The sequence below is a fragment of the Erythrobacter sp. 3-20A1M genome, from assembly GCF_018636735.1.
Taxonomy (GTDB): domain Bacteria; phylum Pseudomonadota; class Alphaproteobacteria; order Sphingomonadales; family Sphingomonadaceae; genus Alteriqipengyuania.
In genome coordinates this window covers 1,916,954-1,938,105 of the sequence record NZ_CP045200.1, presented here as the reverse complement: position 1 = coordinate 1,938,105, position 21,152 = coordinate 1,916,954, and the positions used below count along the sequence as shown (strand labels likewise).

At 63.1% G+C, this 21,152-nt stretch carries 17 protein-coding genes and 1 pseudogene; 4 read left to right on the top strand and 14 right to left on the bottom strand.

What is annotated here, in order from left to right; all coding sequences use genetic code 11:
* Positions 1 to 34 precede the first annotated feature (34 nt).
* From F7D01_RS09530 to F7D01_RS09475, 13 genes and pseudogenes are all read right to left on the bottom strand, one after another.
* Positions 35 to 1,258: an MFS transporter gene (locus tag F7D01_RS09530; RefSeq protein ID WP_215227356.1), complete on the bottom strand. Its 1,224-nt coding sequence runs from the start codon at positions 1,256 to 1,258 to the stop codon at positions 35 to 37.
* Positions 1,248 to 2,318, bottom strand: a complete 1,071-nt coding sequence (locus F7D01_RS09525) for a LacI family DNA-binding transcriptional regulator (RefSeq protein WP_215227355.1) — start codon at positions 2,316 to 2,318, stop codon at positions 1,248 to 1,250. The genes F7D01_RS09530 and F7D01_RS09525 overlap by 11 nt, the downstream gene beginning before the upstream one ends.
* Before the next feature lie 47 nt (positions 2,319 to 2,365).
* Complete coding sequence (locus tag F7D01_RS09520) at positions 2,366 to 3,895, bottom strand: tryptophan halogenase family protein (RefSeq protein WP_215227354.1); 1,530 nt, start codon at positions 3,893 to 3,895, stop codon at positions 2,366 to 2,368.
* Positions 3,896 to 3,908: 13 nt separating this feature from the next.
* Positions 3,909 to 4,940: a cupin-like domain-containing protein gene (locus tag F7D01_RS09515; RefSeq protein ID WP_215227353.1), complete on the bottom strand. Its 1,032-nt coding sequence runs from the start codon at positions 4,938 to 4,940 to the stop codon at positions 3,909 to 3,911.
* Complete coding sequence (locus F7D01_RS15560) at positions 4,933 to 5,316, bottom strand: SapC family protein (protein ID WP_371819581.1); 384 nt, start codon at positions 5,314 to 5,316, stop codon at positions 4,933 to 4,935. The genes F7D01_RS09515 and F7D01_RS15560 overlap by 8 nt, the downstream gene beginning before the upstream one ends.
* Before the next feature lie 80 nt (positions 5,317 to 5,396).
* A pseudogene (locus tag F7D01_RS15555) lies at positions 5,397 to 5,645 on the bottom strand (SapC family protein); the annotation flags it as partial.
* On the bottom strand, positions 5,642 to 7,204 hold the full coding sequence (locus F7D01_RS09505) for a tryptophan halogenase family protein (protein ID WP_215227352.1): 1,563 nt from the start codon (positions 7,202 to 7,204) through the stop codon (positions 5,642 to 5,644). The gene F7D01_RS09505 and the pseudogene F7D01_RS15555, both read right to left, overlap by 4 nt.
* A 102-nt stretch (positions 7,205 to 7,306) precedes the next feature.
* Complete coding sequence (locus F7D01_RS09500; RefSeq protein ID WP_371819580.1) at positions 7,307 to 10,285, bottom strand: TonB-dependent receptor; 2,979 nt, start codon at positions 10,283 to 10,285, stop codon at positions 7,307 to 7,309.
* A gap of 285 nt (positions 10,286 to 10,570) precedes the next feature.
* Positions 10,571 to 11,134 carry an SAM-dependent methyltransferase gene (locus F7D01_RS09495; RefSeq protein ID WP_215227350.1) on the bottom strand — a complete coding sequence of 188 codons (564 nt, stop codon included), beginning with the start codon at positions 11,132 to 11,134 and terminating at the stop codon, positions 10,571 to 10,573.
* 4 nt (positions 11,135 to 11,138) lie between these two features.
* A complete protein-coding gene (locus F7D01_RS09490; protein ID WP_215227349.1) occupies positions 11,139 to 11,861 on the bottom strand; it encodes a PIG-L deacetylase family protein in 723 nt (240 codons plus the stop codon).
* Positions 11,858 to 12,946 (bottom strand): acyl-CoA dehydrogenase family protein, encoded by a 1,089-nt coding sequence (locus F7D01_RS09485; protein WP_215227348.1) that lies wholly within the window; start codon positions 12,944 to 12,946, stop codon positions 11,858 to 11,860. Before F7D01_RS09485 ends, F7D01_RS09490 begins: the two co-directional genes overlap by 4 nt.
* Complete coding sequence (locus F7D01_RS09480; protein ID WP_215227347.1) at positions 12,939 to 13,898, bottom strand: glycosyltransferase family 2 protein; 960 nt, start codon at positions 13,896 to 13,898, stop codon at positions 12,939 to 12,941. Before F7D01_RS09480 ends, F7D01_RS09485 begins: the two co-directional genes overlap by 8 nt.
* A 156-nt stretch (positions 13,899 to 14,054) precedes the next feature.
* Positions 14,055 to 14,549, bottom strand: a complete 495-nt coding sequence (locus F7D01_RS09475) for a ferritin-like domain-containing protein (protein ID WP_215227346.1) — start codon at positions 14,547 to 14,549, stop codon at positions 14,055 to 14,057.
* Between the two features lie 348 nt (positions 14,550 to 14,897).
* Here F7D01_RS09475 and F7D01_RS09470 point away from each other — a divergent pair, with 348 nt between their 5' ends.
* Genes F7D01_RS09470 through F7D01_RS09455 form a run of 4 tightly spaced genes read left to right on the top strand, consistent with a single transcriptional unit; the run spans position 14,898 to position 19,646 of the window.
* Entirely contained in the window at positions 14,898 to 16,985 is a 2,088-nt protein-coding gene (locus tag F7D01_RS09470) for a catalase (RefSeq protein ID WP_215227345.1), read from the top strand.
* Between the two features lie 26 nt (positions 16,986 to 17,011).
* Positions 17,012 to 17,659 (top strand): SRPBCC family protein, encoded by a 648-nt coding sequence (locus F7D01_RS09465; protein ID WP_215227344.1) that lies wholly within the window; start codon positions 17,012 to 17,014, stop codon positions 17,657 to 17,659.
* Positions 17,659 to 18,855 (top strand): zinc-dependent alcohol dehydrogenase, encoded by a 1,197-nt coding sequence (locus tag F7D01_RS09460; protein ID WP_215227343.1) that lies wholly within the window; start codon positions 17,659 to 17,661, stop codon positions 18,853 to 18,855. Before F7D01_RS09465 ends, F7D01_RS09460 begins: the two co-directional genes overlap by 1 nt.
* On the top strand, positions 18,852 to 19,646 hold the full coding sequence (locus tag F7D01_RS09455) for an SDR family oxidoreductase (protein WP_215227342.1): 795 nt from the start codon (positions 18,852 to 18,854) through the stop codon (positions 19,644 to 19,646). The genes F7D01_RS09460 and F7D01_RS09455 overlap by 4 nt, the downstream gene beginning before the upstream one ends.
* 447 nt (positions 19,647 to 20,093) lie before the next feature.
* Here F7D01_RS09455 and F7D01_RS09450 read toward each other — a convergent pair whose 3' ends face one another.
* The gene (locus F7D01_RS09450; protein ID WP_187335530.1) at positions 20,094 to 21,038 is read right to left on the bottom strand and encodes an MlaD family protein; all 945 of its coding nucleotides are present in this window, start codon (positions 21,036 to 21,038) and stop codon (positions 20,094 to 20,096) included.
* Positions 21,039 to 21,152: the final 114 nt, after the last annotated feature.

Here is a 21,152-nt window from a genome sequence, read left to right as displayed (position 1 = left end):
ATCATTCACGAAGTTGCACGCGCCGCCGCAAAGTTCAAGCGGATTTAGGAAGGGCTTCGATGCTCATCATCAGGAATGTCGCGAGCCCTGCGAGAAGCGCGAGCAGCCAGAGCAGCGGCGCGAAACCATAGGCGGGGACGATCGCGATCGTCAGCCACGGCATGATCAGCGAGGGGACTGTATTGGCCAAATTGAAGAGTCCGATATCGCGCCCGCGCCGGGTCGGACTGGGCAGAACCCGCAGGGTCTGACTGCTGTGGAGCGCGAGGAACACAGCTGCCGCCACGCCGAACAGGATATATCCGGAAAGCGCGGTGGCGATGCTGTCCGACACCGCCATCAGCGCCAGGCTGGCCGCACCGATACCTGCACTGAGGCGCAGCGGCCGGATCGCTCGACCGCTCTGGTCGGCCCATCGTCCCGCAAACAGCGACAGGGGTATGGAAAGGATGAGTACGGCGCTGGTGATCCGCGCGATATCGACCGCCCGGAAGGACGGGTCGAGCGACTGGAAATAATACAGCAGATAGGCGAACAACGTCGCTTCCGCGATCTGGACCGCGAGGCGCGCAAGCCACATCCGCACGATGGCGCGATCGAGACGGCGCGGTTCGCGGGTTCGTTCGGTTGAGCCTCCGGTCGACACGGGAACGGGACGCGGCTTGCCGAAAAGGAGAAGCGGTCCGACGCAAGCCACGATCATCACTGCGACGATCGACATCTGATCCTGCAGCGGCATGCCACCGCGCGGAATGATGCCGATGAAAGTCGCGAGGGCGCCCGCAGCCGCGCCGGCAGCCGGGGCGAAGGCAAGGAGCCCGCCCAACAGCCCTTTCTGATGGTCGGGCACGCAATCGCCGGCCAGCGCGGCGAGTGGAGATAGCATCATGTTGAGGCCCAATTGCCATATCAGCAATGTCGCCATCAGTAGCCACAGGGTTTCGATCCGGGCCATGACAAGCAAGAGGACGACATTGACTACCACCCCAGCGCGGATCCAACCCCACCGCTTCCCATACAGGTCGCTTAGCCAGCCGAACGCCACACCCCCGATGCTGGCGGCGACCGCTCCGCCGAATGCCATGTAACCCAGCCATTGGACCGCCGCGGAGCCCGAGATCTCGGCCACGCGAACGGGCAGGAACAGGGTGAGGAAGGGAACGTAGGCCACTGCCCCGCCAGCCCAGGCGAGCGCGTAAAGCAACAGGAAACGCAGCGATTGGGCCGGTTCGGCTGCCCTTGTCGGATCAGCTGCCATTCGGGCTGGTCGCTGGCGCTCGCGTGGTGGAATCGCGCTGGACGAGCGATCCAGGGATCACGACCGGCATCTCCGGCAAATCCTTCCGACCCTGTGCCGCGATGATCAGTTCCACGGCGCGCGCGACGGTCTTGGCAACCGGCTGGTCTATCGCGGTGAGAGGCGGGTGGGTAAAGCGCGCGATCGGAGTGTTGTCGAAACTGATGAGCGACAAGTCTTTGGGTACCTCGAGGCCCATCGCTCGCGCGGTTTCCAGGGTCGCCAGCGTCATCTTGTCGCTGCTGGCCACGATCGCGCTCGGCGGCTGAGCCCCCTCCAGCAATTTGCGAGCCGCGACGACACCGGTCTCGAACCCGAAATCACCGGCTTCCAGCAGACCTTCGGTGGGCAATCCGGCAGCGGTCATGGCCTGTCGCCAGCCGTCGATACGCCACGCGCTGAGGCCGTACTCCGGCGGCCCCGCGATCAACCCGATCCGGCGATGGCCCAGTTCGATGAGATGCTCCGTCGCCATCCTCGCGGACCCGGTGTCATCCATGGTCAGCGTGATACCCGTCTCGGTATCGGCCGATCCGATCCGGGCAAACGGAATCTTGCCGTCCTCCAGCAGGCGCAGGATAAGCGGATTGTCCGAGTGCGGCGGTGTCAGGATTACGCCGTCGGGTTGCAAAGCCGCGAGTGCCGCGTCGAGCTCTCGCTCCACATGGTCGCTGTGCGTGTCGACCAGTTCGAACATCAGCCGATAGCCGTGTTCGGCGCATTTCAGCATTCCGCCGAGCAGCATCTGGTCGACCCAGTCGGCACCCTGCCGCTCCTGCCAGTCGGAAATGGTACGTTCGCGGTCGTTCAGCGCCAGGATAATGTAGGACCGGTGGCCGCGCATGCGTTGCGCCGCGATCGAGGGCACGTAGCCCAGCCGGTCGATGGACGCCTGAACCTTTTGCGCGGTGACAGGCCGGACGCTGGGTTCCTTGTTGATGACGCGGCTGACCGTCTGGAGCGAGACACCCGCATCCGCCGCGACATGCTTGATGGTAACCGCGTCCCGCCGCCGGGCCATAATTCAATCCTTAATTCCAGTGCCGCAGCCTCTAGCCGTCTACACCGTCATCCGCCAAGCGCATCTGCATGTGAGCCCGGCGCGGAATCCTGCGCGCCGCAATAGCGCCTGACGTAACTGTCGTGCGAAGGCAGCGAGGCGACCGTTTTCGAAACCCCGGTGCGAAGGGTCTGCAACAGGCGATCGACTTCGTCGTCGGTCAGCTTGCCCGCGATGGGGTGATGGTTCTGCGGCACGATGCCCTGCCCCATCATCACCTGCACCCAGCTGTTCTCGGCGAACAGTTCCTCGTTCTTGCGGAAAACGCGGCCCGTCTCGCGAAACAGGCCGATGCGCTGCACCAGGCTGTCGGGCACGTCCATCGCCCGGCAATAGCGCCAGAAGGCGCTGTCGGTGCGCTCGGTCGCCTTGTAATGCAGGATCAGGAAATCGCGGATCTGCACCATATCCGTCATCTGCTGATCGTTGAATTCGGCGATGTCGCGCTCGCTCACCTCGCGCGCGGGCAGCATCCGGATGAGCCGCAGCACCGCGCGCTGGATCAGATGGATGCTGGTCGATTCCAGTGGCTCCATGAACCCGGCGGAAAGTCCGATCGCCACGCAGTTGCGATACCATTGCCGCCGCCGCGCGCCGGTGAGGAAGCGCAACATGTTGGGCTCGTTCAGGACCTCGCCCTCGACCGTCGATAGCAGCCGGTCGAGCGCCGCGTCCCGCTCCAGATACCGGCTGCAATAGACGATGCCGTTGCCGCCGCGATGCTGCAACGGAATGCGCCATTGCCACCCTGAATCGTGCGCGATCGCCCGCGTGAAGGGCGGCGGGGGGCGAACCGAGCGAGTCTGCACCGCGATCGCCGCATCGCAAGGCAGGTAATGCGACCAGTCGTCGTAGCCCGCGTGTAGCGCCCCCTCGATCAGCAGGGCGCGAAACCCGGTGCAATCGAGGAACAGGTCGCCCTCCACACGCTCGCCACCTTCCATCAAAAGCGCGTGGATGTCGCCGTTTTCGGAATCGAGCTCCACTTGCGCGATCCGCCCTTCGCGCCGGTGCGTCCCGTCCGCTTCCGCCATTCTCCGGAGAAACGCGGCGTACCGTGCGCTGTCGAGCTGATAGGCGTAGTTCATGCGGTCGTCGGGCAGATGCGCGAACTTGCCCGCGTGGGCGGCCATAAGTTCCAAACAATAGTCATCGTAGGGCTCGGAATGGCCGCGCTCGCGCCCTTCCAGCCAGAAGTGCTGGAACCCCGCGGCCCAGTGATCCTTGCCGGTGAGGCCGAAGGAATGGAAATAGCCCTCGCCCTCGCGCAGCCAGTTGTCGAACTGGATACCCAGCTTGAAGGTCGCGCGCGTCTCGCGCATGAAATCGGCTTCGTTGATGCCGAGCAGGCGGTTGTAGGTGACGAGCGGCGGAATGGTGCTTTCGCCAACGCCAACGGTGCCGATCATGTCGGATTCGACCAGCGTCACCTCGGCCGCGCGACCCATGGTCCGCGCAATGGCGGCAGCCGCCATCCAGCCTGCGGTGCCGCCGCCGGCAATCACGATGCGGATAGGCCGGTCGCCCTCGATCTTCATATGCCTCGGACCTTCATCGGCTCAGCGACCGCAGCAGGAACGCCCGGAGCCGCCCTGCGTTCTCCGCGGTCAGCGGATTCAGCACGCTGCGCGCATCCGGCGGGATATGGTCGGTGACCTCCGGTCCGTTCTCAAACACGTAATACGCGAACAGCTGTCGCCACAAATCCTTTTCGGCATCGGGCAAGTCACGCACCGCCAAGATCGCATGGTTGAGTGCGTCCTGCGGCTGCCCCATCCAGCGCGGCGTATCGCGCCACCAGAAATTCACCAGCACGTTGAAGTCGTCCAGCCCCTCGACATGGTGCCACCACATGGAAGGGATGTAGAGCGCGTCGCCCGCTTCCAGTTCCGCCACTACCGCGTGCTTCAGCGCTTCCCGAAATCGCGAGTGTGCGCCGAAATCGGGATCGTGCAAATCGACCATGCTGATCGCTCGGCCCGCCGGGGTGTTGTCGATCGGGCCGAGATAGAGATTGGCGAACTGATCGGGTGGGAACAGCGTGAACCGACGGCGACCGACGGCGCAGCAGGCCAGATTGTGGGGAAAATCGTTGTGCGCCGCGATGCGCGTGCGGGTGCCGATCCAGATGCTGGAGATCAGGGACCGGTCGCCCAGATCGATATGATTGTCTTCGTACAGGCCATCGAAGAATTCATGCATGTCGATCGAGGAGAGATAGACCGTGGCGGCGTCCGGCTTCCCCTCCGCCGCGTCGATTCCTTGAAACACCTCCGGCAAGAGCGCGCGACCGCTCTGGAAATTCATCCGCATCCGCTCGTCGTAGAACAGCCGCCCGCCGTCACCCGGCGCGCCGACCGACACGACGAAGGGCCGGTCCTTTGCCCGGGCGAGCAGATATTCGCGCGCCGCACGGTTCGATTCCCTCCCCGCCGCGACCAGCGGCCACGGAGACGCCAGGCCGCGCACCACGAAGGGCTCGCGGCTGTCCTGCAACAGCCAATCCAGTTCCGCCGCCGTTTCCACGCTGCGCTCCGCGATGGCAGGCAGGCGGTCGTGCAGGCGGGGATCGGCATCAGCCATGATCGATCCGCTGGTTCTTGCGATCGACCAGCGCGCCGATCTGCGCCAGCGATGCGAGAGCCATGAAGATCGGCAGCAAATGGTCCTGCGCGTGCAGTTCCTCCAGCGTCGCCGCATCGAGAGCCCGCAACCGATCTTCATCGATTACGTGGAAGCCGACTAGCCGGTTCTTCGATCCATCCTCCAGTTCCACTTCGAGCGAGAAGGGTTCGAGCAGTTCGTACCGCTGAAGCGCCTCGAAAAACGCTCCGCTTGCGCGATAGCCCTCGTCCAGCGCCCCGAGCAGCTCCGACATTCGCTCCAGATAGGGCGTCGGTTGCCGATCCTCGTCGAACACCCGCACGCCGTCGCCATAGGACACCCGCGGGTGCGCCATGTCGATATGACCTGGGCCGCGTCCCCCTCGGGCGAACGTCCGATCAGGAAAGGTTGCACCGCCATTGCCAAAGGCCGGTAACGCACATCCCAATTGCCCTCGTCCAAGAACAGGTTCTCTCCGGTATCGAACCCGAACAGCGCATGTGCGGTAAAGCTTCGACGTTCGGTATCGAGGCGGAACAGGATGGGATAATGCGCCTGCACCTGCCGGAACTCGTTCGGCATCACCGGGCATGACATGATCGCATCGCCCAACTCGCCTGATGCGTCGGTACGGATGCGCAAATCCGCATGGGTCGCGCTGTCGAGGATTGCGTGACTGCTCATCGATCCGCTCCCGCTACTGCGGCCTCCCTCGGTTCCGCATCGCGGAGCGCGTCGAGATAGGCCCGGTTGGTCGGAAGGGCCGAGGCAAGCGCCCTTCCCCGCTGATGGATTTGCTGCATGGTCCCTTCCATCGCCGCGCCGGCTGGAGTGTGCAAGGTTCGATCGTTCTCCGGGCGCCCGCGCATCCCGTAGAGCACGTACTGATGACTGGCTGCCGGGAAGACTTCGTCCCGTTGGGGAAAGTCGTAACCCGAAGGCGGCTGCTCCCGCCAGAGCACCACGAGGTCGGCTAGACTGGACGTTGTGCTCGCCGGATCACAATGATCGCGCCAATAGGGCTCTTCCCGGCGGCTGAGCACGTAATGCAGCTTCAGGAAATCGACGATCCGGTCCCAGCGATAGCGGAACAGGCGATTGAACCGTTCGGCATGAAGCGACAGCGAAGCGTCGGTCGCGGGGAAATTGTCGAGCAGCATGTCGAGCGAGAGTTCGATCATCACGATGGCCGACGCCTCGAGCGGCTCCATGAAACCGGCCGACTGGCCGATGGCGAGGCAATTGCCTTGCCAGAAACGCCCGCGATGCCCGCTGGAAAAGGTGAGTTGCCTTACGCCCTCAGGCCTAAACGCGACGTCCGGGAGCGCTTGCGCGACATATCGGCGAAGCTGCGCGAGGGCATTGTCGTCGCTCATATGGCGCGAGGAATACACGCAGCCGATCCCGCGCCGCGTGGGCAGGCCGATGTCCCAGGTCCACCCGGCGCTGTGGGCGATCGCCACGGTTTGCGAGGCGATGGGACTACCATCGGACACCGGCACCTGAACGGCGAGCGCGCGGTCGTTGAAGAGCACGTCGCCGCGATCGATCCATGGGACCTGCAAGGCGAAACCAATCAATCGCGCGCTCTGCCCGGTACAATCGATGAACAGGTCGCCCTCGATCGGACCGTTCGCCTTCGTCTCGACGCGCGAGATACCGCCGCTTGCGTCGCATACCACATCGGTCACCCGGTCGCGCACATGCTGCACCCCGAGATCGTCGACGGCCCGCTGCCGCAGCATGGTCGCGAGTTTGCCTGCATCGAGGTGATAGGCGTAGTTCAGCGCGCCGGCGTAGTCGGGCATTCCCGGCTGACGGGGCGCACAATCCAGCCGACAGATGCGCGCCTGCGCGGTCATCGCCTCCGCAAAGGAACGGTCCGGCACGGCGCTCCAGCCTGCGAGGACATCGTCCGCTACGCCATCGGGAGGAGCGGTGAAGGGATGGAGATAGCTGTCGTCGGGTGCGCCCGTCACCCAGCCCTCGAAACGAGAGCCTTGCTTGAACGAGCCATCGCAGGCGCGGAGGAATTCCGCTTCACCGATACCGATCCGGGCAAGCGTACCCCGCATGGTGGGCCAGGTGCCCTCGCCCACGCCGAGTGGGGCGATATCCGGTGCCTCGATCAGCGTCACGGCCGGTGCGGCTTCGCGCCAGGGATGCGCGGCGATCCGGCAGGCGGCCAGCCATCCGGCTGTGCCGCCCCCGACGATTACGATCTGCCGGATCGATCTGGCCAAATCATCACCCCTCGCGTGCGGCGCAGCCGGTGCGGATCGCTCTCACACCGGACGCGCTGAAACCGTTCCGCGTCTTCGGCAGGGAGGGTCGCGCCTCCCTGGTCAGAAGGTGAAACGTACGCCCCCCGAGTAGCGCGCGTAGCCAGGCTGCGCAAAGGTCACGAAGTTGTCCGACCGCCGATGGCCGCGCCGACCCTCCCCGGTCAGGTTGATCGCCTCGAGGAATACCGACAGACCGTTCGTGAATTCGTAACTCGCGCTCGCATCGATCTGCCCATAGGCCTCGACATAGGTCGGATCGAACGAGCCGCCGGCGTAGAATTCGTCGCGCCAATTGTAAGCGACGCGAGCCTGCAACCCATACTTGTCGAAGAACGCGACCGCGTTGGCGCTATCGCTCAGCCCGGTCAGCGCGAACTGCCCGATATTCGGGTTGAGAGCGTTGTCGTAATCGGTATCGCCATCGACGATCGTGTAGTTCAGGATGACGCCGAAGCCCGTATCCCAGAACTGGTGCTGGATCGCGAATTCCCAGCCATGGATATTGGCAGTCCGATCATTGTTGAAGGGTTGCGCGATCTGGAAGTTGAACAGGTCGTCCTCTGGCAGCCCAAAGATGTCGCCCTGCAGGTAGGTTACCCCGTCAATCACAGTCGATCCCGTGACGGTCGATGAGCCCGGATAATTGCGCAGGATGTAATCACGGACTTGGGTAGCATCCGTGGTGCCCAGGGCCGCTACCGCTGCCTGGTAACGCGGCCCATCGGCCGGATTACGCAGGTCGAACGCGGTCCGATTGATCTGGTCGACGCTGATGAAATTCTTCACGTCCTTGTTGAAGAAGCCCACCGAGAGGTAACTGGCACGCCCGTAGTACCATTCGGCCGAGAGATCGATGTTCTTCGACTTGAACGGAACGAGATTGGGATTGCCGAGACTGCCCGTGCCCTGCGAAATGGTAGGGTTCGTGGCCAGTTCCAGCCCACCCTGCAAATCAGCGTAATTGGCGCGTGTAATAGTGTGGCTATAGGATGCGCGCAGCTTCACATTGCGTATCGGTTCAATGTCGAAATCGATATTCGGCAGCCAGTTCTGGTAACTGCCCTTGCTCGTCAGCGTCTGGGTATCGCCAAGAATCAACGCGAATTCGTTGTTGCCCGTCCAGCGCGTTCCTACCGGGATCGGCAGGAGCGAAGACGAAGCGACGGTCGTCTGGTCGTAGCGAAGACCTGCGATGATATGCGCGGGCCGGTCGAAGACGTCGAAGGCGAAATTCGCTTGCACAAACGGGGAGATCGTCTTCTCGCTGATCGTCCGGTCCGTCGTATAGTCGGCCAGACAGGTTCCGGGCTGGACCGATCCCGTCTGCGATTGGCTGCAAACCTGATATAGGCTCTCCAGCAAGTCAGCGTAGTTCGCGAAGTCGAACTGGTACAATGCCGGGATGATGCCGGCATCCGCGCCACTCACCCCGTCGAACTTGTCGGGAATGGTGACAAGGGTGAAGAGATCGTCGGGAATATCCGAAGCCGGTCCGACGCCGCCCCACGTCTCGTTCTGGATGAACCCGTAGGCGGAACGCACCTTGTTATCGACGAAGGAGAATCCGGCGTCGATGCTGTCGAGGATATCGCCCCCGTGGTCGTAATGCCCGGTCAACTGGACCTGGTTGATTTCGTCGCGGAAATAGGCGTTCCGGAACGAGTTGCCGGTCGGAGTGATGAGCGAGGCGTCGAGCGGATCGATGCCCGGATACATGTTGTAGGACAGTACGGGCAGGTCGTTCTCGAAATTGATCGTCTGCGATTGCACGCCAAAGATGGCGTTGCCGATCGACGTGCTGGAGCCGTATTTGTTGGTCGGCTTCGATTCCGCGGTGGAGTGGTGCGCGTCCAGCACCACCGTCACGTTACCGGGCGCTTCCCAGACCAGATTTCCGCCGAGCGACTTGTTCTCGCTCTGGTTCGCGGACAGCGCGCCGCTGTAGGAAAGATCCTTCCCCGGTGCGAAATTCTCCGAATAGAACACCGGACCGGCCACGGGGCCATCGGTCCACTCGCTCGATGTGTCGCCGAAATTGAACCAGATACCCACGCTGCTGTCGCGCACTTCGATCTTGTTGCGCGAATAGGTGTAATCGACCGTGGCGGTCAGGGTATCGGTCGGCCGCGCCTGCAGCACCAACTGGCCGTTGATGCGTTCGCGGTCGATATCGATCAGGTCGTAAGCGGCGCTCTGGGGAATTTCATAGACGTCGTCCGGCCCCGGCCGATTGGTGACGTTTTGCGCCCCCGGCGTGCCGGGCTGCGGCAGCGTCCCCCAATTGTTTTCCGAGCCGATAAATCCGTCGCGAAAGCCCACGCTACCGGAGTTGTTGCTCGCCTTGCGGCGCTGATACGAACCGGTCAGCAGAACGCCGAAGCGCTCGTCGGCAAAGGTATCGGAAATGATCCCCGAAAATTCGGGCGTGACCTCGTCCTTCCCGTTGCGCGAGGTGTCGAGCACGGCCTTGGCGGCGACGCTGCCGCGCAAGCCCATGGTATCGAGCGGGCGCGGGGTCTTGATGTTGATGGTCGAGCCGATGCCGCCCGAGGGAACGGACGCGCGCCCGGTCTTGTAGACCTCCACCCCGGCAACGCCCTCGGACGCGAGGTTGGCGAAATCGAACGATCGCGTGGACGGGGCACTGGCACCATCGCCCAGCGTCGACGTCGGCATCTGCCGACCGTTGAGCAGTACGAGGTTATATTCCGGGCCGAACCCGCGGACCGTGACCGTCGAACCTTCACCGTTCTGCCGATCGATGGAAACGCCGGTGATGCGCTGCAGCGACTCGGCGAGGTTGGTGTCGGGGAACTTGCCGATATCCTCGGCCGAAATCGCATCGACGACGCCCTGCGCGTCACGCTTGATCCGCTGCGACTCGGCGAGGCTCGCGCGAATTCCGGTAACGACGATGACGTTGTCTTCGTTTAGCCCAACTTCGGACGGATCGCCCGCGTCCGCGCCGTTGGGAATGACCTCCTGCGCAAAGGCGGCCTGAGAAAGCCCGAGCAAGGCGAGCGCGGATACGCCGCTCAAGAAGCGGACGGACGCAATTTTCCCGGTGCCAGTCATAGTATCCTCCCTGCAAATCGCCGCCGGTTGTCCGGCGTACGTCAAAATGTGAACGTTCGCTTCACGCTTTCGAGCAAGTTTGTCAAGTCGAATTGGACGGGCTGGAACACGGGAGCCGCATCTGCACGAAGTTTCGCACTATCGATCGGCAGAACTTCTTGGTCCGGCACTCCAGGACGGCCTGGCATCCGGTTTCTACGTCCTTACCGGCTAATTGTGCGGCAAGTCCTAGACCCGCTCGCCTGGCGACTATGATCTCGTAAAGCGGTCGATCCGGTAACGCGGTGCCGGTCGTGTCTCGTCCTGCGCCCAAGGGGCGGCGGTGCGGAAAATTTCCACGGCGTGGCGCCCGTCCACCGGCAAGTCGTTCGGCCCCGTCCAATTGACCAGCAGGCACATGCCCTGCGCGTCCAGGGTCCGATGGGCGAGGCGGGAGACTTCCGCGATCTCCTCTGCACTGAGAAAGTAAAGGACTTCCGAGAAGACCATGAGGTCCCAAGTGCCCTCGGGCCAGTCACCGGGTACCTCCCCGCGCATAAGCCGAACGTTGGGTGTCTCCGCGAGCCGAGCGCGAGCATGGGCTAGCGCCGTTTCCGACAGGTCGAGCCCAAGCAATTCGTCGCAAACGGTCGCCAACTGTGCAGTCAACGCGCCGGTGGCGCAACCGATCTCGACCGCCCTGCCGAAGCGGCGCTGCCCCAGCGCCCGCATCGTGGCCTCGCGCTTGTCATGCTCGTATCGGCTGGTGTCGAAGCGCCATGGATCGGCATCGTCTGTAAACAGCCTCTCGAACCCGCGGCGGCGCTCGGACATGGCTTCAGCCACGGATGAATATCTCAGGATGCGTGGCGAAATGATCGAGTAGCGCAGGCGGCATGATGAAACCGTTCGGATCATCGTCGATGAGAGCGGTCGTCTGCGACGCGTACACGGCCATCGCCGCCCGCTTGCGCATATTCATATCCGGGTCGGCGAAGGTCACCATCCGCTCCGGCAGGCCACGCTCGCCAAAGCGGCCCCATACGGGAAACGACCATGAGGGTATGTCGAGCCGCCGGGCGACCTCCGCCGCAAGGTCGCCCGCGACCTCGTGATCGCAATGGGGGTCCAGCGCCCAGGTTGCCCAGATAGCCCGAACATCGTGCTGGCGCGCGAGCGCGGTCAAACTGTCCAGTGTGCCGGTATCGATCCGGCTGCTCCCGTCGGGAAGGTGCAGCCGCTCGACCGAGACCTGCTGATCGGGGACCAGGATACGCAACGCCTCGGCAAATTCGCGCGCCCGCAAGTCGACCAGGCTGTCGCGCGGAAAGAGCCGCGAGGTGGGGTGCGATCCTTCGCCGTCCGTCAGCAACGCGACGACGATCCGGCGTCTGCTGTCTCCCGCCGCCGCCAGCGCCATACCGCAACCGAACGTCTCGTCATCGGGATGAGGCACCACCACCAGCAGCGCCCCGGGAGGTGCCAGCCGGGCGATGTCGACACGCGACGCATTCGCTGCATGACGCAACAGGGCGCCCTCGGCAGTGGCCGGAACGCTCATAGCGCCTCGATCCGCCTGCACCCGTCGATCAGGGCGCCTGCCGCGCGGGCGCGCTTCGCATCGGGGGCGGCCTGGCACAGGAACAGCGACAGATCCCGGCCGATGCGCTCGACCGGCGTACCCTCGACATGGGCGGCCATGCCCAGCGCCGCATCTACCTCGTGCAGAACGGTGCGGCAGGCAGTCGCGGTGACCTCACGCGCGAGCAGCGACAGGTTGGCCTTGTCCGCACCGGCGCCGGAGGCTTCCACCTCCTCCGCGCAACGTGCGAGCCACAGCCGCGCGGTTTCGATTGCGGTGGCGGCGGAAACCACCCGCACCTGCTGATGCGGATCGTCCGCCCGGTCGCGCGCTACCAGTGCCTCGCACATGGCATGGTACAGCGCCTCCGCCCCGCCCAGGTGCGCGGCGCAATAGCGCCATATGCCCCCTTCGAAGAGCGGCTCGCGCTCGAAGTCACCGGCGTTACCGACCAGGCGGGAACCGGACACCCGCACTCCGCTGAATTCATACCGTCCCGAGCGTGTCGCCCGCATCCCCGCCATCGTCCAGTCGCTGGCGTCGGCGCGCGCGGGATCGTCCACATCGACGACGAGCAATTGCGTAGGCTCGCCGGGCCCACCTGCGGTGACCAGAGCCGCCCCGACCACACCCAGGCCGGACGCGAACCGTTTGGCCCCTTCGAGCAGCAGGCCATCGGCAGTGAAGGTGAAGCGCAAGGCGCAGGCCGGGTCGTCCGCGCCCCATACGCCCAGCAGCAATCCTTCGCCCACCCGTTGCGCAATCTGCGCGCGCAATGCGTTCGAGCCGTAGGCCTCTATCAGCTTGACCGCATTCATGTGCCCTTCGAACAGGCGCGCGACGGAAAGATTGGCACGCCCTATCGCACGCAAGGCCACCAGAGCCGGCAAGGCGCCCGCCGGTTCGCTGCCCCATCCCTGCCCACCGGACGAGCGGGGCAGGCAGGCGACGAGCCAGCCGAGCTTGTGCAAGATCGCGATGTCCGGTGCCAGATCGCCATCCGGCCGGTCCTCTCCCGCCGCGCGCCGCGCAATCGCTTCGAGCGGAGTATTCGGGTCAGGCATCGGCACCCACGTTGTCTGGCATACGCAACATCGTCAGCGCGAGTTCGAGCTCACTTTCAAGCTCACTTGCCCGCATCGGTCGCGAACGGTCGTGGCTGGGCCTGGAGTTCCCCGCAGGATGCAGCCGGGACTCGAGCGATTGGGAGGTCCAGCAAGTGAATGCCAGCGCGCGCTTGCGCAGCGTCGCGATCGGGACGAGCGCTGCATCGCATGGTGGATCTGCCAATCGGGCCCTTTGCGCCAGCGCATCGCCACATCCGCGCGTGGTCCGCCCTTCCAGCCGAGCCGATGTGCGCGTGCCGATATCGGCGAGGCATTCCACTGATAGACCGGCGGCGAGCATGGCGGCGCACAAAGCGCTGTCTTCGCCGCTGACCGGCGTCGGCAGCCGCCCTACTGCCAGATAGGCGGCGGTGCGCATCGCCATGCTCGCTCCCGATGCGCGAATGGCGAAGGGGCCGGCACGGCCCCCGGTCCAGCGATGCCACAGTTGCTCGCTGGCATTGAAATAGGCCCGTTCGATCTCCCCGACGCGGCGAACGGAGTCGGGCAAGCGGGTGAGCTCGTCCTCGTCCAGTCGCACATCTTCGCATACGAAATCGGCCCCCATGGCGAGACGAGTGAGATAGGTATCGACCCACCCGGGCCCGACATGGCTATCGGCGTCGGTCGTCAATAGCATACCTTCGGGGGCGACATAGGCCGCGAGGTCGAGAGCCAGGCGGCGGGCATGGGGTGCATTGCGAATTTCGGGCGCGAATACGGTGTCGACCAGTGCAATCGATATCGCATGCGAACGCGCCCATTGCGTGATCAAGCTTACGGAATCGTCCTGCGTATCGTTTACTACGAATACAGCCGCACCGCGCTGCGGTGCCTGCCTCATCGCGCCGCCCAGCGCCGACAACATCCTGCCGAGCAATGCCGCCTCGTTGCGAACGGGTACCGCCACGGCATAGTCGAACGATCCGGCCAGCGTACAGATCTGCCGTAGGCAGAGAGCCCGGTTCGCAAAAGGAGCCGCTTGCAGGAGTTCGGGGAGTATGGGGAGAGCCGCGACGGCCTCTCCCCTGATCATCTGGGACGATGCCATGAGCGTCGGACCGGATTACCGCGCCTCTAGATTGGCGCTGCGTTCGGCAAGATCGGACATGTTCTCATCCGCGTCGTAGATCGACTCGGTGATCTTATCGAGCTTGGCGACATGATCGCTCTTGCCCAGCGCCTCGGCGAAAGCCTTGGCCGTGCCGAAGCCGCAAATGCCGTAATGGCACATCCGCTGATACTGGGCGATGATCACCACGTCGCGAACGTCGTCGTCCTCGATGTCGGCGTCGAGCGCATGTTTGCGCGCCTCCTTCACGAGGCCCTCCATGCCCTTGCAGTGCTCCTTCTCGTCCTCGCCGCACTCTTCGAGCAGCTTGCGGATCGTCTCGGTGTGCTTCTGGATGCCGTCGGCGGACCTGGACAGGCGGTCGGCCAGCTTCTGGTCCCCGGCTTTTTCAGCAAGGTCGCGCACGACCTTCTCCATCTGGTCGTTCGCCGACCACAGATCGGAAAGCTCTTCGGTGTAGCAGTCCGTGAGATTGGCAGGCGCAGACATATCGGTCTCCCTCGCGAATGTGCGATATCGCATCGCCCGGCGACAGTGACGGGCATTTCCAGAAAGTCCGGTACGGCAAGACGGTTCCGACTAATTCTTCGCGATCACGTTAACTTACGTTAGTTTTACTGCGAAGCGTCATAGCTATTATTCACTTTAGCCGCTCGACCAGGAAGGGGCAGAACTGATGCGTTTGACTTCTACTTCGCCCACCCTCCTGCTCCATTTCTTCGCGAAGATAACATCTGTTAACAAAGGGCTTGATTGGCGGATTCTTTTTCGATGCCATGCAACAAAACTGGAAGTCGCGCCGTTGGGTGATCATCCCCTCGAACGCGGAGCGACCTCATGGCGAAAGAATTTGAACTATCCGAAGGCGGAGCCAACCACCAGAAGCCCAAGGGTGACGACGACATCATGACGACGGCGCAAGGCGCGCCGATCGCGGACGACCAGAACTGGCTCACCGCCGGTCCTCGCGGCCCGCAGCTCCTCGAAGATCACATCGCGCGCGAGAAGATTTTCCACTTCGATCACGAACGGATTCCCGAACGGGTGGTGCATGCGCGCGGCTATGGCGTACACGGCCACTTCGAGTTGAAGAAAGCAATCCCGCAATTTTCGCGCGCGGCGATCTTCAACGAGGTGGGTGAGAAGACGCCGACATTCACCCGTTTCTCCACCGTCGCGGGTAACAAGGGCTCTCCCGATCTCGCGCGCGATGTGCGCGGCTTCGCCACGAAGTTCTATACCAAGGAAGGAAACTGGGATCTCGTCGGCAACAACATCCCCGTGTTCTTCATCCAGGACGCGATCAAGTTTCCCGACCTCATTCATGCCGCCAAACCCGCTCCAGACCGCGGTTTTCCGCAGGCCCAGACGGCACATGACAATTTCTGGGATTTCGTGAGCCTTACGCCGGAATCGATGAACATGATCATGTGGATCATGTCCGACCGCACGATCCCGCGCTCCTTTCGCTTCATGGAGGGTTTCGGGGTCCACACGTTCAAACTTGTGAACGAGAAGTCCAAGGCGACCTTCGTGAAGTTTCACTGGAAGCCCAGTCTCGGGATGCAGTCGGTGGTCTGGAACGAGGCGCTGAAGATCAACGGCGCGGATCCCGACTTCCACCGCCGCGACATGTGGGACGCGATCGACGCCGGCGACTTCCCGCAATGGGATTTGGGCATCCAGACCTTCGACGAGGATTTCGCCGACCAGTTCGAATTCGACGTCCTCGACGCGACCAAGATCATTCCCGAAGAGCAGGTCCCGGTGGAGATCATCGGGACGCTGACGCTCGACGCCAATGTCGACAACTTCTTCGCCGAAACGGAGCAGGTGGCCTTCTGCACCCAGAACATCGTGCCCGGCATCGACTTCACCGACGATCCGCTGCTGCAGGGGCGCAACTTCTCGTATCTGGATACGCAGCTCAAGCGCCTGGGCGGGCCGAACTTCACGCATATCCCGATTAATGCGCCCAAGTGCCCCGTTCGCCATTTCCAGCAGGATGGGCACATGGCGATGACCAATCCCAAGGGCCGCGCCAATTACGAGCCCAATTCCTGGGGTGATGGCACGGGAGAGGATCGCGGTCCGCGCGCCTGCCCGATGAACGGCTTTACCAGCTACGAGGCACCGGTAACCGGGCCGAAGGTGCGCACGCGTTCCGAAACCTTTGCCGACCATTATAGCCAGGCGCGCCAGTTCTATGTCTCGCAAACCCCGGTCGAGCAGACGCATATGGCGAATGCGCTCACCTTCGAACTGTCCAAGGTGGAACGGGCGGACATTCGCGAGCGCATGGTGGGTCACCTCCTGCGGATCGACGAAGGTCTGGCGAAGGAGGTGGCCGACGGTCTCGGCCTGACCGAGATGCCGGACAAGGTCCCGGCCGCGCGCGAGACGATTATGGACCTGCCCGAAAGCCCGGCCCTGTCGATCATCAAGAACGGGCCCGACGGGTTCAAGGGCCGCAAGCTGGGCATTTACATCGCCGAAGGCGCCGACGCCGGTGTGGTGGCGGCGCTGAAGGACGCGGCCGAGGGAGCGGGCGCGATGGCGGAAATCATCGCTCCGCACGTCTCGGGGGCCAAGCTGTCCGATGGCAAGATGATGAAGGCCGACGAGAAGATCGATGGCGGGCCGTCCGTCGCATACGACGCGGTCGCGGTGGTGATGAGCGAGGATTCCGCCAAGCGGTACAATACCGACAAGCCCAGCATCGACTTCGTCAACGACGCCTTCGCCCATGCGAAATTCGTCGCCTACGTCCCGGCGGTGCAGCCGCTGTTCGAAACCGCCGGCGTCTGGAACTGGATGGACGACGGCTTCGTCGATGTGTCGGGTGGCGCTTCCGCGGCGAAGGACTTCATCGAGAAATGCGGCGCGCTGCGTTTCTGGGACCGCGAGAGCGTGAAGCAGGATTGAGGCGCAAAGCTCGAAAGGAACATGCCATGACACGACACGCAAAATCCGGAATTGCCGGTACCCTGGCCGGGGTGGGCCTGACCGTCGGGGGTGTCGCCCTGGGCGCATTGCTGGCGCAGCGCCGCTCCGGCGGTGGAGACGATGCGCCCCGGCGCACGCGCAGGCAGTCCGGGGCGGAGAACGCACTGGTGGGTCGCACCGTGACGATCGGGAAACCGCGCGACGAGCTCTACCGTTTTTGGAAGGATTTCCAGAACCTGCCCCAGGTGATGGAAAACGTCGAACGGATCCGCGCCGAGGGCGATCACCACATCTGGACCATAAAGGCGCCCGCGGGCACGACCGTCGATCTGAAAACGGAGATTGCCGACGATCAACCGGGCAAACGCATCGCGTGGCGCTCGGTCGAGGGATCGGACATCGATACCACCGGCTTTGTCGAATTCGCGGACGCTCCGGGCGATCGCGGAACGCGCGTCTCGCTGGTGATCGAGTATGATCCGCCGATGGGCGAACTCGGGCGGCTCGCCGCCAAGCTGTTCCTGCGCGAACCGGAGGTACAGGCGCGCCATGATCTCAAGCGATTCAAGATGCTGATGGAAACGGGCGAAATCGCCACTTCGGCGCACCGTCGGGATAACACCCGGGCGGCGAAGCAACAGGAGAAGAACTGATGAGAGCCCTTACCTGGCACGGCACCCACGATGTGCGCGTCGATACCGTCGACGATCCTGAAATCATCAACCCGCGCGACGCGATCCTGAAAATCACCTCGACCGCGATCTGCGGCAGCGACCTCCATCTTTACGACGGAGTGATTCCCGGCGTGCAGGCCGGCGATGTCCTGGGCCATGAATTCATGGGCGAGGTGGTCGAGACGGGCAAGGACAGTACGTTGAAGAAGGGGCAGCGCGTCGTCGTTCCCTTCACGATCAGCTGCGGCGGCTGCTTTCACTGCAAGATCCAGCAATATTCCTGCTGCGAGAACTCCAACCCGGTGGAGAAGCAGGACATGTCCGCCACGCTCTACGGCCATCCCATGGCCGGGCTGTTCGGGTACTCTCACCTGACCGGCGGGTATTCGGGCGGACAGGCGGAATATGTCCGCGTGCCGTTTTCCGATGTCGGGCCGATCGTGATCCCCGACCATCTGGAGGACGACAAGGTCCTGTTCCTGTCCGACATCCTCCCGACCGGATGGATGGGGGCGGAGAACGCCGAAATTCAGCCCGACGATACCGTGGCGGTGTGGGGCTGCGGCCCGGTGGGCCTGTTCGCGGTGCAATCCGCCATTGTCATGGGCGCGGGCAAGGTGATTGCGATCGATCACTACCCCAACCGGCTCGCACTCGCGAAGCAGATGGGCGCGGAAGTGATCGATTTCCGCAAGACCGACGTGCGCGAGGCGCTGATGGAAATGTCCGGCGGGATCGGCGTCGATGCCGTGATCGACGCGGTCGGGATGGAGGCGCATGGCTTCGCGCCGGACAACATCCTCGATTATGCGAAGCAGACCATCGGTATCGGTGCCGACCGGGCGGCGGCGCTGCGCCAGGCACTGCTCGCGGTGCGTCCCGGCGGGCGCGTGTCGATCCCCGGCGTCTATGGCGGCATGGCGGACAAGTTCCCGCTGGGCGCGATGATGGAAAAGGCGTTGCAGGTGCGCGCGGGACAGACGCACGTCCAGCGCTATACCAAGCCGCTGCTGGAGAAGATCGAGGACGGCACTCTCGATACCACCTTCCTCATCTCGCACCGCCTTCCGCTCGAAGACGCGGCGCGCGGGTACAAGTGTTTCCACGACGAACAGGACGAATGGACCAAGGTGGTCCTCAAGCCAGGCCAGGATATGCAGGAGAAGGCAGCATGAGCAAGAACCCGATCGACAAACTCTCCGGCTTCTGCATCGTCACCGGTGCATCGAGCGGGATCGGTCTCGAACTCGCCAAGCTGGCAGCAGCCGACGGATGCAACCTGTTGCTGGTCGCCGATCGCGACCTTTCGACGGCTAGGAGCGCGGTGGAAGCGTGCGGCGCGGCTTCGGTCGAAACGCTCGAAGTGGACCTCGGGACCAAGCACGGGATCGATACCGTCGCTGGAACGGTGGGCGAGCGGCAGGTCGATACGCTGATCGCCAATGCCGGACACGGGCTGGGCCATGCCTTCTTCGAACAGGAATGGAACGAGATCGCCCATGTCATCGATACGAATGTGAAGGGCACCGTCTCGCTCGTGCACAAGATCGGCGCGCAGATGGTCCTGCGCGATGCGGGCCGGATTCTCGTCACCGGCTCGATCGCCGGGGATATGCCCGGTGCGTATCAGCTGGTCTACAATTCGACCAAGGCGTTCGTGAACGATTTCTGCGTCGGGCTCGCGAACGAGCTCAAGGGCACGCAGGTGGTCGTATCCTGCCTCATGCCCGGCGTCACCGACACCGAGTTCTTCGACCGGGCCGGAATGGAAGATACCGCTGCGGGCCAGTCCGACAGCAAGGCCGATCCGGCCAAGGTCGCGCGCGACGGATACGACGCGCTGCTGAAGGGCGAAACGCAGGAAGTCAGCGGCTTCATGAACAAGGTGCAGGACGTGTTTGCCGGTATCCTGCCGGACGAACTGGTCGCCCAGATGCACCGCCGCCTTGCCAAGCCGGAGAGGTAGGCGGCGCGGTCCGACACCATCAGAAACGCCTGCGGCGCGATCGATAATCTCGAAGAGAGTCGATTGCGCCGCTATCGGCCAGCCCACGCGAACGACTCTTCGCAGAGACGCGCCCGTCCGACGAGCCGACCAGTATCCGAGCTTTTCGATGCCGAGGTTGAGAATCACCTTTCCGGCGATCTCATAGAATGGTGCCAGAAGAGGCATCACATTCGGTCTCATTTTTTACCTTTTTTCAGATGTTTAGGTAATTCGGTTTGTGCGAAGAGCCCGCAAAAGGCCCGCAAATGCCGTCTAATGCATTGGTTCGATGCCTTTTTGGGGACTCTAGAATGCATTTTTGCGCCCGGGAAACCAGCCAAGATTGATGTCCGCTAAGCGCCCTCCTTTCCGCCATTCAACGGGCTGTGCTCTCTCTCCGAGAGCCGTCGTTCGTTAGGCTCACTTTTAATGTTCGGAATTCGCTCCAGCGTCTCTTCTCCCAGCCCGATAGTCTGGGAGAGGAGGATCTGATGTCATTCCCCTGACCTCGACATCTTCGATTTTCTCTCTGACAGGCCCGAGGTCGCGACTGAGTCCGCGAAAGACCGCTTCCCCTTCGATCAGAGAATTTTCGATCGCCGGAATGCCGCTCTTTGCCTGGGAAAGCTTATTCTCAGCGTTCTGTACCCCTTCGCGGAATTGGCGAAGACGTCTTCGCGCGCTGGTGGAAGCGCTTCCGTCGGAAATTCGGCGATCTGCGTCTCGAAGATCATTTCCCCATCCACCGACCCGTTGCCGCAAGTCCGACAGTCTTCCTTTTGTTGAGGCCAAATCTTCGTCCCATCCTTCCGCGTCCGATGCCAGATCGGCCGTCGTGACTCGAAGCCGGGCAAGATCCGAGGTGATCGCCCGCTGCTTTTCTGGTTCCAGTCCTTCGTTCAAAGCGCGGACACTGTTTGCCACGCTCTCGACGGTAGCGGTCGCATTCCCCCCAAAAAGTCCGGTTCCGTCCGAGGCCGGGATGATCTTCCTTCCTGAATTGTCGGCGTATATGCCTTGACGGCCCCTTCGACCCTCGAGCACCAGCGCGGCCTCGCCGGTTATCAGGTTGGTACTGATTGTCGCTTCAAGGCCGTCAACTTTCGCTGCATCAGGATCGAGAGTCAGCACAACGAGAACGTTTCCCGGTCCATTTTCCGCCAGGCGGACCGATGTTACCCGACCCACAGGAACACCCGACAATGTTACGGTCGACCCCGGCTGAAGGCCTTCCACGGAGCGATCAAACCTGACGAGATATGTTTCCTGATTGGGCGTGGGATCGAGAAGCCACACCGCAAAAGCGATGGTGGCAAGCATCAGAATGCCAACGATCCACCCCACTAAGGAAAAGTTTGCGTTAGTTTCCATCTTGCACGCAAACAGGGATTTTTCCGTCCGGCAGAGGTGCCGAAACATTGAAAGTTCGCGCCCCGCGTGCTCCTAGGGTGTCCGCCACAGTACCTGACCGAGGTTGGCCTTGTG

Coding starts and splice junctions, on each gene's coding strand:
- F7D01_RS09530 (WP_215227356.1), bottom strand. CDS start 1,258: ATGGCAGCTGATCCGACAAGGGCAGCCGAACCGGCCCAATCGCTGCGT.
- F7D01_RS09525 (WP_215227355.1), bottom strand. CDS start 2,318: ATGGCCCGGCGGCGGGACGCGGTTACCATCAAGCATGTCGCGGCGGAT.
- F7D01_RS09520 (WP_215227354.1), bottom strand. CDS start 3,895: ATGAAGATCGAGGGCGACCGGCCTATCCGCATCGTGATTGCCGGCGGC.
- F7D01_RS09515 (WP_215227353.1), bottom strand. CDS start 4,940: ATGGCTGATGCCGATCCCCGCCTGCACGACCGCCTGCCTGCCATCGCG.
- F7D01_RS15560 (WP_371819581.1), bottom strand. CDS start 5,316: ATGGCGCACCCGCGGGTGTCCTATGGCGACGGCGTGCGGGTGTTCGAC.
- F7D01_RS09495 (WP_215227350.1), bottom strand. CDS start 11,134: ATGTCCGAGCGCCGCCGCGGGTTCGAGAGGCTGTTTACAGACGATGCC.
- F7D01_RS09490 (WP_215227349.1), bottom strand. CDS start 11,861: ATGAGCGTTCCGGCCACTGCCGAGGGCGCCCTGTTGCGTCATGCAGCG.
- F7D01_RS09485 (WP_215227348.1), bottom strand. CDS start 12,946: ATGCCTGACCCGAATACTCCGCTCGAAGCGATTGCGCGGCGCGCGGCG.
- F7D01_RS09475 (WP_215227346.1), bottom strand. CDS start 14,549: ATGTCTGCGCCTGCCAATCTCACGGACTGCTACACCGAAGAGCTTTCC.
- F7D01_RS09470 (WP_215227345.1), top strand. CDS start 14,898: ATGGCGAAAGAATTTGAACTATCCGAAGGCGGAGCCAACCACCAGAAG.
- F7D01_RS09465 (WP_215227344.1), top strand. CDS start 17,012: ATGACACGACACGCAAAATCCGGAATTGCCGGTACCCTGGCCGGGGTG.
- F7D01_RS09460 (WP_215227343.1), top strand. CDS start 17,659: ATGAGAGCCCTTACCTGGCACGGCACCCACGATGTGCGCGTCGATACC.
- F7D01_RS09455 (WP_215227342.1), top strand. CDS start 18,852: ATGAGCAAGAACCCGATCGACAAACTCTCCGGCTTCTGCATCGTCACC.
- F7D01_RS09450 (WP_187335530.1), bottom strand. CDS start 21,038: ATGGAAACTAACGCAAACTTTTCCTTAGTGGGGTGGATCGTTGGCATT.